This window comes from Isoptericola sp. NPDC060257, from assembly GCF_042726645.1.
GTDB classification, from domain to species: domain Bacteria; phylum Actinomycetota; class Actinomycetes; order Actinomycetales; family Cellulomonadaceae; genus Isoptericola; species Isoptericola nanjingensis.
The window spans coordinates 1-10,361 of record NZ_JBHXAW010000159.1; the positions used below are offsets into that span (position 1 = coordinate 1).

The following is a 10,361-nucleotide window of genomic DNA, read 5'->3' on the forward strand; positions in this document are numbered from 1 at the left end:
ACTCCCTCGGCGCGGGTGGTACTACCTCGGCGCAGACACCTCGAGCTCGGGTCAGAGGTCGATGCCGAGGCCCAGGTCGTCGAGGCGCACCGGGTCGCCGGTGGCCAGCGAGCGGTTGCCGGCGTAGCCGATGCCGGACGCGCGCAGCCCGTCGCGGAAGCCGGCGGCGCGGCCCAGCGGGTCGGCCTCGGTGCGGCCGCGGAAGACGTCGGCCAGGAGCAGGGCGTCGCCGCCGCCGTGGCCGCCGTGCCCGACGGCGACGATCGGCCGCTCCTCCGCGCGCTCCCAGTGCTTCTGCACGACGAGCCGCTCACCCTCGGGGCGCACCGTGTCCTCGCCGAAGGTCGCGGTGAAGCTCGGGTCCACGGTCGCCTTGCCGTCCGCGCCGAAGACGACGGAACCGCGCTCGACCACCTCGAGCTCGGCGCGGCCGCGCGAGCCGTTGACGACGACCCGGTACCCCTCCCACGGCGCGCTGGCCGTGAGCGAGTAGGTGAGCACCGGGCCGCCGGCGTACGCGACGACGAGCCCGAGGGTGTCCTCGGTGGTGATGCCCGCGTCGAAGACGCTGCGGTCGCGGCGGTAGCCGTCCACGGCCTGCGCCTCGGGGCCGTACAGCTCGGAGAGGTACGGGTCGGCGTCGACGTCGATGCGCCACGGGTCCACGCCCTGCTCGTTCAGCGCCTTCTCCCCCGCCGTCGGCTCGTAGCCGGACGCGTGCGCGGCGTCGTCGCCGTAGAACCGACGGCCGCCGCTGGCGAAGACGCGCTGCGGGACGGCGTCGATCCACCAGTTGACGAGGTCGAAGTGGTGGCTGGACTTGTGCACCAGCAGGCCGCCGTTGTTGACCTTCTCGCGGTGCCAGCGGCGGAAGTAGTCCGCGCCGTGCACGGTGTCGAGGGCCCAGTCGAAGTGGACGCTCAGCACCTGCCCGATCTCGCCGGACGCGATGACCTCGCGCAGCGCGGAGTTGCGTGGCGAGTAGCGGTAGTTGAACGTCATCGTGAGGTCGCGGCCCGTCTCGGCGACGGCGTCGGCGATCTGCCGCGCCTCGTCCTCGGTGGCCGCGATCGGCTTCTCGACCACGACGTCGACGCCCGCGCGCAGCGCTCGGGAGACGAGATCGGCGTGCGTGTTGTCGACCGACGTGACGATGAGGCGGTCGACCCGCTGCTCGTCGAGGGCCTTCTCCAGGTGGTCGGGGTGGTAGACGGGGCGCTCCCCGCCCACGGCAGCGGCCACCTTCGCCTCGTGCACGGCCGCGCGCACGGGGTTGGGCTCCACCCACGCGACGATCTCGCCGTCGGCGGCGTGGTCCCCGATCAGCGCGTTCACGTACATGCCGGCGCGGTGGCCGGCACCCGCGACGGCGTATCGGCGGCGCTCGGTGCCGGCCGAGGTGCCGGTCGAGCTGCCGGCGGGGGTGGGGACGGAGGGCATCGTCGATCTCCTTGGGTGTCGCCGCGACGGCGACGTCGGGTAAGCGGTTTCCGACAGCCTACCCGAGCGGCGTCGTCCTCCCCACCCCTGCGAGGTAGTTCCCCTTGCGCCGAGGTGGTACTACCTCGGCGCAAGGGCAACTACCTCGGCAGGGTTGGTACTACCTCGACGGGGTGATGACGACCTGGCCGGCCCAGGTGAAGCCGCCGCCGAAGCCGAAGAGCAGGGCCGGCGTGCCCGCCGGGATCTTGCCGGAGTGCCACCACTTGGACAGTCCCATCGGGATCGACGCCGCCGACGTGTTGCCGGACTCGGTGATGTCCGTGACGACGACGCGGTCCTCGAGCCCCAGCGACTTGGCGAGCGGCTCGATGATGCGCAGGTTGGCCTGGTGCGCGGCGAGGACGCCGATGTCGTCGAGCGTGAGCCCGGAGGCCTCGACGATCCGGCGGGCGCGGTCGGCGGCGCGGGTGATGGCCCACTTGAAGACGGCGCGACCGTCCTGCGCGAACTTCTCCTGCGGCGCCTCGATCACCACCGCCGGGGTCAGCTCGGGCTCCGAGCCCCACACGACGGGCCCGACGGCCGGGGTGTCGGCGGCCTGCAGCACGACCGCGCCCGCACCGTCGGCGGTGAGGATGCAGCTGCTGCGGTCGGACCAGTCGGTCACGGCCGTGAGCTTCTCCGAGCCGACCACGACGGCGGTGCGCGCGGACCCGGCGCGGATCGCCTGGTCGGCCACGCCCACGGCGTACGCGAAGCCGGAGCACGCGGTGTTGAGGTCGATGACGGCGGGCCCGACGACGTCGCGCAGGTCGGGCGCCTCCTCGCCCTCGGGCGTGCTCGCCCCGGGCTGGACGCCGGTGCGCAGCGCGTAGGCGACGCGGCCCGCCGTGTTGGGCGACCGGTCGAACGCGGTGGTGGTCGCGACGACCACGAGGTCGACGTCGGAGGCCGCGACGCCGGCGTCGTCGAGCGCGTGCCGGGCGGCCCCCGTCGCCATGTCCGCGACGGTGACGTGGTCGGCCGCGACGTGGCGGGTGACGATGCCGGTCCGGGAGCGGATCCACTCGTCGTTGGTCTCGACGAGCTTCGCGACGTCGTCGTTGGTCATGACCCTCTCGGGCTGGTGGTGCCCGAGGCCGACGATGCGGGACCCGGCGGCGCGGGCCGGCAGCGTCAGGGCGGGTGCGGTGGACTCACTCATGGGAGCGATCATCCCACCGCACCCGCCCTGGTCTCACGCGTGCTCGCGGGGCGAGCGGCTCAGCGGCCGACCTTCTCCCCCGGTCGCGCCGGCGTCGTGTACGCCAGGGCCGGGGCGGCGGGCGTCGTCATCCCCTCGCCGAGGAAGTACGACGTGTGCGGCGGCTGGTTGTAGGCGGTGTTCTGCCAGGCGATGCCGAGCCGGTAGACCGGGTCGGACATGAGGGTGCGCAGCCGGTGCTCCGTCGGGATGACGGTCGTGGCGATCCGCAGTGCCGTCGAGTCCTCGGTGCGGGTGACGATCTCCTCGCGCCAGTCGCCGAACAGGTCCGCCTGCAGAGCGGGGTTGCCCTTGGTGTCGTTGTTCGACAGCGTGCCGGTCGCGCGGTAGAGCTCGACCTGCTCACCGTTCTCGTAGTCCCACTTCGAGATCGTGGGCACGCCGGTGCGGGGGCCGTCGTCGAACTCGTGGTCGCCGATCTCCGCGAGCAGGTCGCCGTCCCAGTACGTGAGGAAGTTGGCGGCCGGGATGGTGTTCCCGATCAGCTCGCCGGACGCGGCGTGCAGCTCTCCCACGCGGGAGTTCCACGCGGCGTCGCCGCCGACGGCCCAGCCCTCGGCGCCCGCGTACCGCGGGTCGATGTCGCCGGCGGCGGCGCGCCCGGTGTCGCGCGTGGCGGGGATCGACCAGAGCACCTCGCCGGTCGCGGCGTCGCGGAACGTGGCCCCGCGGTTCCCGGAGGCGCTCATCGACTCCTGGGCCGCGAAGACCTCGAGACCCGGCCGGGACGGGTCGAGGTCGCCCACGTGCAGCGCGTCCCCGTGGCCCAGCCCGGTGTCGTAGAGCACGGAGCCGTCGTCGTCGATCGTCATCGAGCCGAAGACGATCTCGTCCTTCGCGTCGCCGTCGACGTCGGCCACGGACAGGTTGTGGTTGCCCTGGCCCTCGTACTGGTCGCCCGCCTCGTCGGAGTCGAACACCCAGCGCCGGGACAGGTGCTCGCCGTCGAAGTCGTAGGCCGCGATCACGGCCCGCGTGTAGTAGCCGCGCGAGAAGATCGCGCTCGGGTGCTCGCCGTCGAGGTAGGCGGTGCCGGCGAGGAACCGGTCGACCCGGTTGCCGTACCCGTCGCCCCAGTCGGTGACCGTGCCGCGCGCCGGCGTGTAGTCGACCGTGTCGACCGCGGCGCCGGTCTCGCCGTCGAAGACGGAGAGGAACTCGGGCCCGGCCAGCACGTAGCCGCTCGCGTTGCGGTGGTCCGCGTCCGCGTCGCCGATCACCGTGCCCGCGCCGTCGACGGTGCCGTCGGCGGTCTTGGCCATGACCTCGGCGCGGCCGTCGCCGTCGTAGTCGAAGACCTGGAACTGGGTGTAGTGGGCGCCCGCCCGGATGTTCCGCCCCAGGTCGACCCGCCACAGCTGCGTGCCGTCCAGCTCGTAGGCGTCGAGGTACACGTTGCCCGTGTACCCGCCCTTGGAGTTGTCCTGCGAGTTGGTCGGGTCCCACTTGAGCACGATCTCGTACTGTCCGTCGCCGTCGACGTCGCCCACGGAGGCGTCGTTGGCGCGGTAGGAGTACGCCTTGCCGTCGGGCGTCGTGCCGTCGGCGGGCTTGTCGAGCGGGACGTCGAGGGTCTGCCCGTCCCAGACCGTGAACGCGGCGGTGGCCCACCGCTCGACGCGGCTGCCGCCGGCGACGGCGCTGACCCGGTAGGTCGAGGACGCCGTGCCGTCCGGGTCGACGAGGTTGGTCGAGCCCGTGATCGGCCGGTCGGTGATCCGCTCGCCGTCGCGGTAGACGTGGAAGCCGATCGCCTGCGGGTCGTCGCCGAGCATGCGCCAGCCGACGTACACGCCGTCGTCGGTGGCCACGGCGACCGGGGAGCGGTCGAGGCGCTCGGCCTGCCGCTTCGGCGTCGTCGTGCTCGACGTCGGCGTGCTCGACGACGTCACGGCGTCGTCCGACGCCGTGGCGGGCGCGGCCGACGCCGCGCAGACGACGGGCAGGACGAGGCCCAGCGTCAGCGCCCCGGCGGCCAGGGGGCGGGCCTTCCTTCGCGGGGATGCGGCGGGGTGGTGCAGGGGTGTCGTCATCGGTTCCCTCCGGTGGTGGTCGTGGCCTCGTCGTCGAGGCGCGTGATGGTCAGTCCGTTGAGCCAGCCCGACGCGACGACGTCGAGCCGGCCGTCGGTCACCTCGACCGGAGCGAGCACGCGCGTCGAGGTGGTGCCGCGGCCGGCGTTGGCCGAGCCGCGGTCCTCGCCCTCGAGCGTCACGGCGAGGCCGGCGGTGCCGAGCATGTCGCCCCACTCGACGGCGACGACGTAGGTGCCGTCCTCGACGTCCACGGCGATCGGCGTGCTCGCCGACGGCAGCAGGAAGTCGCGCTGCAGCGCCGTCGGCACCGGGTCGAAGCCCGTGCCGCGGTCACGGCCACCCGGGCCGGTCGCCGAGGTGAAGCCGTACCCCAGACCCTTCGCGTAGAGCGTCGTGTCGTCGAGCGGGAGGTAGCCGTCCATCGTCGCCGCGCCCGCGGGCTGCACGTCGAACCGGTAGAGCGGCTCCTCGGTGGTCAGGCGCAGCGCGTCGGACGGCGCGGAGTCGCCGCGGCCGTTCACGGCCACGACCTGCACGTCGTAGGACGCGCCCGCCTCCAGCCCGGTGAGGTCGACGCGTCCGACGGTGGACGTCGTCCGCAGGGCGTAGGCGTCGTCGCCGGCGTCCGCGTCCTTGAGCAGCACGCGGTAGATGTCCGCGCCGTCGACCGCGTCCCAGGTCAGCGTGGCGCCCGTACCCGACACCGCGGAGGCGGCGAGCCCGGTGGGCGCGGCCGGCACCTGGGCGGGCGGCTCGGCCTCGACGACCTCGTCGGCCAGCGGGACGTCGAGGCCGGCGGTGTCCCGCGCGACCAGGCGCGCCATCTGGATCGCGCCGTACTCCTGGAAGTGGGTGTCGTCCTGCGTGCCGTTCGGACGGGCCGGGTAGACGCCCGCGGGTACCCACAGGAACACCGACCTGGCGGCCTCGGGCCCGATCTCGTCCAGGTAGGCGCGGCTGGAGGCGGACAGGTCGACCAGCGGGGTGCCGGTCTCCTCGGCGAGCGCGCGCGCCTGCTCGACGTACTGGGGGAACGAGACGTTCGCGTGCCCGGATGCGTCGAAGCTGCGTCGTGACACGGGGGTGACGAGAATCGGCGTCGCGCCGCGCTGCCTCGCCCCGTCGACGAAGGTGCGCAGGTAGTTGCGGTAGTCCGCCGGCGCCGCGTAGCGGTCGTCGACGCCGTAGCTGTTGTCGTTGTGCCCGAACTGGACGTAGAGGTGGTCGCCAGGACGGATCTGGCGCAGCACCTCGTCGAGGCGGCCCTGGCTGATGAAGTTCTTGGACGACCGGCCGCCGATCGCGTGGTTGTCGACCGTCACGCCGTCGGCCAGGAACCGCCCCAGCATCTGGCCCCAGCCCGCCTGCGGCGCCCAGTAGTCGGTGTAGGTCTGGACGGTCGAGTCGCCGGTGACGTAGACGGTGGGCTCGGCGCCCGCCTCGCGCGGTGCCCGCGGGGTGATCGTGAGGGCGGCGAGGTTCGCTGCCGCGCCGGCGAAGTCGAGGTTGAGCTGGCCGTCGACCAGCGCGATGTCGAACTCGGTCTCGAGGAACTCCCCCGCGGCCTTCTCGGTGGCGGGCACCTTGGCCATCTGCTCGGCGGTGATCGCGATGTCGGTGGCGGCCCCCAGGTCGCCGGCGACCATGCCCACGGTGTAGTCGCCGTCGGGGAGGTCGACCACCAGCTCCGTGTCGCCCACGCGGACCAGGTCGGAGCGCAGCGGGTCGTCGCCGTCGCGCCGGACCGGGGTCACCTGGGCGGGGTCGACGAAGCCGACGCGGTGCGCCTTCGAGTACGCGGGACCCGCGACGATCCGCGTCGCTCCGGCCGCCGTCGCGCCGTTGCCGAAGTCGAGGGTGAGTCCGCCCTCGGGGATCTCCGGGGCCGCGACCCCGTCGCCCACCAGCGTGCCGACGGCGACCGCGGACGGCGCGGACAGGGTGCCGTCGGCGCCGATCGCCTGTGCCCGGTAGTAGTGCACGGCGGTGGTGTCGACGTCGTCGGTGGCGTAGACCGTGCGCTCGTCCGTGCGCGCCACCTCGGCGTACTCCCCGTCGACGGCGTCGCTGCGGGACAGCACGTAGCCGGCGGCGCCCGTCGCCGCGTTCCAGCGCATCGACAGCGCGCCGTCGACGGCGCGGGCGACGCGGACGGCGGTGGGGGCGGGGACGTCGGCGGCCGCCGCGCCCGATGCGGCACCGACGGTGGCGGACAGGCCCGCGAGGACCAGGCCGACGGTCGTCGCGACCGCGGCGAGGGCCCTGCGGGCGAGCCGAGCCGCCGGGCGACCGTGCGGCCGGCTAGCGCTTTCCAACGATGGACGCGCAGAGCGGTTCTGAGCTGACACTGGTGCTCACCTCGAGGTCTCGTCGTCGAGCCACCCTCGGCGGCCCTCGTCGGCCGTCAAGGTTGAATGGATTCAAGCAGGTGGTGCGCGACCATGATGCCCGTCGACCCGGGCAAGCACAACCCCAGGTCAGGGCGGCGTGCTGGCCTCGTCGGCGGCGCGCCCGGGCCGCGCGGCCCCGCGCGAACCGCCGGTCAGGGGCGTTCCACCAGGCCGAACGGCACCGTGAGCACCGTCCTGCCGACCTGCAGGTGGAACCGCGTCCGACCGCGCTTCAGCAGCGTGCCGACGACGCCGTCGTACCGGCCCGGCGCGACCACCCGCAGCTGCTCCCCCGGCCGGACCCCGGCCGGGTCCACCCGCGACGCGTCCACGCGCGACGGCGACGTCGCGGGCGCCGAGGTCCCGCTGGTCCGAGGCGCCCCGCCGGCCGTCGCCGCGGGCAGTCCGAGCTCGGGCACCGGCCGGCCGCGGTACGTCCAGGTGAGCAGGAAGCGCCGGTCGAACACCGGCGAGCAGCGGGCGCACGCCTGCGGGCGCTGCGGCCGGCGGAAGCGCGTCACCCGGTGACCGGCAGGGCAGCGGCCGACCCAGTCGCCCTCCACCTCGGGGCTGTCGTCGCGCACCACGCGGCGGCCCGTGGAGCCGATCGACCGCGCCGTCGCGCGCCAGACGGCGTCGTGCCCGTGCCGCGCGCCGGCCAGCGCGTGCGCGATCTCGTGCAGCACCACCTCGCGCACGTCCGCCTCGTCGTACAGGTCCGTCAGCGGCCCCGACAGGCTGATCTCGCGGCGGTCGTACCGGCACAGGCCGGCGCGCCGCCGCGCCCGGTCGAACCGGAACGTCCAGCGGGACAGGCCGTGCTCGGCCATCAGGCCGCGCGCGAGCCGCGCGGCGTCCTCCCGCTCCATGCGTCACCCCCGCCCGTCCGGGCCCGTCGCGTCCGGCCGCCGAGCCGCGGCCACCCGCAGGACGTTAGCGGCCCCCGCGGACACCCCTGCCCGTCGTCCACAGGGCCGCGCGTGCCGCCGTGCGAGCGTCAGACCCCGGCCTCGCGGGAGAAGCCCTCGATGTGCGCCTTCACCGCGGCGGAGGCGGCCGCGGCGTCCCCGGCGGCGACGGCGTCGAGCACGGCGCGGTGCTCGGCACGCAGCCGGGTGGCGGTGCGCGGCCACGACGGCAGCCGCTCGATCCCGACGGCGACGTACCCGCCGATCGCGCCGCGCAGCCCCGTCATCACGGCCTCGACCAGCACGTTCCCGGCCATGCGCACGAACTCCAGGTGGAACGCCTGGTCGAGCTCGAGGAACTCCGCCGGCGGGACGTCGTCGTCCTCCATCCGGCCCAGGAGCCGGCGCGCCTCCTCGAGGTGGGCGGCCGCGCCGGGCGCGAGGTCCGTCGCCCGCTCCGCCGCCTGGGCCACGGCCCAGGACTCGAGCAGCACGCGCGTCGCGACGACGTCCCGCACCGGCAGCGTGCCGGTGGCCACGTGCAGCCGCACCGCGGCGCCCAGGCCGGCGGCCGGGCGGTCGATGACGACGGCGCCCGCGGTCGGCCCGGAGCCGACCCCGGGGCGCACGATGCCGAGCGCGTCGAGCACGCGGATCGCCTCGCGCACGGAGGGCCGGGAGACACCCAGGTCCTCCGCGAGCGCCCGCTCGCCGGGCAGCCGCTCGCCGAGGCCCCAGCGGCCGGCGGCGATGCCCTCCTCGAGGTGGGCGAGAACTCGTTCGTGGGTGCGCACGGGCTCAGCGTAACGACCGCACGGAGCAATGGTCTGACCACATCCGCTACAGTGACCGCTCGGCGCCGCCGCCGTGGCGCCCCCGACCCGCCCGGGTCATGCTGGACCGAGCCGAACGGTGGCTGACCACAGCCGCACCGCAGCGGCCCGGCGCCGGCACCGCACGAGCACGACCGCACGAAGCACAGAGGAGTCGCATGCGCATCGCCCTCGCCGCCACCTGTCTCGCCGACACCCTGTTCCCCGGGGCACCGCGCGCGACCGTGCGGCTGCTGGAACGCCTCGGCCACGAGGTCGTCTTCCCCGCCGACCAGGCGTGCTGCGGGCAGATGCACGTCAACACCGGCTACTTCCGCGAGGCGGTGCCCGTCATCCGCAACCACGTGGAGACGTTCGCTCCGGTCGCGGACGGCGAGTGGGACGCCGTCGTCATGCCGTCCGGCTCGTGCACGGGGTCGGTGCGCCACCAGCAGGCGATGGTCTGCCGCCGCGCGGGCCTCGAGGACCTCGCCGCCACGGCGGAGGCGGTGTCCGCCAAGACGTACGAGCTGAGCGAGCTGCTGGTCGACGTGCTCGGCCTCACCGACGTCGGCGCCTGGTTCCCGCACCGCGTCACCTACCACCCCACCTGCCACTCGCTGCGGATGCTGCACGTGGGCGACAAGCCCCTGCGGCTGCTGCGCGCCGTCGAGGCCATCGACCTGGTGGAGCTCCCGGCGGCCGACTCGTGCTGCGGGTTCGGCGGCACGTTCGCGCTGAAGAACGCGGACACGTCCGCCGCGATGCTCGAGGACAAGACGGCGAACGTCCGGGGCACCGGCGCCGAGGTGCTCACCGCAGGCGACATGTCGTGCCTCATGCACATCGGCGGCGGGCTCTCCCGCCAGGGCACCGGCGTCCGCACGCTGCACCTGGCGGAGGTGCTCGCCTCGACCCGGGAGGAGCCCACCCCCCTGCCCGAGACGACGTTCACGCGCCCGGAACGCGAGCGCCCCGCGCGGACGGAGGCCGCCCGATGAGCCGCACGTTCCTCGGCCTGCCGCGCACGCTGCGCCGCCCCGACGGCGCGGGGGCCGACCAGCCGTTCGGCCCCGTCCCCCACCCGCAGGAGCCGCTGCGCTGGGGCGACGACTTCCCCGCCGCCGCCAAGCAGACCCTGAAGAACGACCAGCTGCGGCGCAACCTCGGCCACGCCACGCAGGTCATCCGCACCAAGCGGGCCGCCGTCGTCGGGGAGGTGCCCGACTGGGAGGCGCTGCGCGACGCCGGGTCCGCCGTCAAGCAGCAGGTGATGGCGAATCTCCCGGACCTGCTGCAGCAGCTCGAGGAGAACGTCGTCGCGCGCGGCGGCGTCGTGCACTGGGCGCGCGACGCGGCGGAGGCCAACCGGATCGTCGCCGACATCGCGAAGTCCAAGGGCGCCGACGAGGTGGTCAAGGTCAAGTCGATGGCCACGCAGGAGATCGGGCTCAACGAGGCGCTGGCCGACGAGGGCATCGCCGCCATCGAGACCGACCTCGCCGAGC

8 protein-coding genes are annotated in these 10,361 nt (G+C 74.4%); 2 read left to right on the forward strand and 6 right to left on the reverse strand.

Annotation, left to right across the window (positions count from 1 at the left end; translation table 11 throughout):
• Positions 1–51: 51 nt before the first annotated feature.
• The 6 genes from ACFWEK_RS13620 to ACFWEK_RS13645 form a co-directional block, all read right to left on the reverse strand.
• Positions 52–1,440: a Gfo/Idh/MocA family protein gene (locus ACFWEK_RS13620; protein ID WP_430554396.1), complete on the reverse strand. Its 1,389-nt coding sequence runs from the start codon at positions 1,438–1,440 to the stop codon at positions 52–54.
• Between the two features lie 160 nt (positions 1,441–1,600).
• A complete protein-coding gene (locus tag ACFWEK_RS13625; protein WP_430554397.1) occupies positions 1,601–2,647 on the reverse strand; it encodes a beta-ketoacyl-ACP synthase III in 1,047 nt (348 codons plus the stop codon).
• A gap of 59 nt (positions 2,648–2,706) precedes the next feature.
• Complete coding sequence (locus ACFWEK_RS13630) at positions 2,707–4,740, reverse strand: rhamnogalacturonan lyase (RefSeq protein WP_430554398.1); 2,034 nt, start codon at positions 4,738–4,740, stop codon at positions 2,707–2,709.
• Positions 4,737–7,058, reverse strand: coding sequence for a GDSL-type esterase/lipase family protein (locus ACFWEK_RS13635; RefSeq protein WP_430554399.1), 2,322 nt, complete (start codon positions 7,056–7,058; stop codon positions 4,737–4,739). The genes ACFWEK_RS13630 and ACFWEK_RS13635 overlap by 4 nt, the downstream gene beginning before the upstream one ends.
• Before the next feature lie 227 nt (positions 7,059–7,285).
• Positions 7,286–8,002, reverse strand: coding sequence for a SprT-like domain-containing protein (locus ACFWEK_RS13640; RefSeq protein ID WP_430554400.1), 717 nt, complete (start codon positions 8,000–8,002; stop codon positions 7,286–7,288).
• Positions 8,003–8,130: 128 nt separating this feature from the next.
• On the reverse strand, positions 8,131–8,835 hold the full coding sequence (locus ACFWEK_RS13645) for a FadR/GntR family transcriptional regulator (protein ID WP_430548042.1): 705 nt from the start codon (positions 8,833–8,835) through the stop codon (positions 8,131–8,133).
• Positions 8,836–9,032: 197 nt separating this feature from the next.
• Here ACFWEK_RS13645 and ACFWEK_RS13650 point away from each other — a divergent pair, with 197 nt between their 5' ends.
• Positions 9,033–9,854: a (Fe-S)-binding protein gene (locus ACFWEK_RS13650; RefSeq protein WP_430548043.1), complete on the forward strand. Its 822-nt coding sequence runs from the start codon at positions 9,033–9,035 to the stop codon at positions 9,852–9,854.
• The coding region (locus tag ACFWEK_RS13655) for an LUD domain-containing protein (RefSeq protein WP_430554401.1) at positions 9,851–10,361 on the forward strand (511 nt) is incomplete at its 3' end. The genes ACFWEK_RS13650 and ACFWEK_RS13655, both read left to right, overlap by 4 nt.

Excerpts from the sequence above, each read along its gene's own strand:
- ACFWEK_RS13630 (WP_430554398.1), bottom strand. The coding sequence starts at position 4,740 with ATGACGACACCCCTGCACCACCCCGCCGCATCCCCGCGAAGGAAGGCC.
- ACFWEK_RS13650 (WP_430548043.1), top strand. The coding sequence starts at position 9,033 with ATGCGCATCGCCCTCGCCGCCACCTGTCTCGCCGACACCCTGTTCCCC.
- ACFWEK_RS13640 (WP_430554400.1), bottom strand. The coding sequence starts at position 8,002 with ATGGAGCGGGAGGACGCCGCGCGGCTCGCGCGCGGCCTGATGGCCGAG.
- ACFWEK_RS13625 (WP_430554397.1), bottom strand. The coding sequence starts at position 2,647 with ATGAGTGAGTCCACCGCACCCGCCCTGACGCTGCCGGCCCGCGCCGCC.
- ACFWEK_RS13620 (WP_430554396.1), bottom strand. The coding sequence starts at position 1,440 with ATGCCCTCCGTCCCCACCCCCGCCGGCAGCTCGACCGGCACCTCGGCC.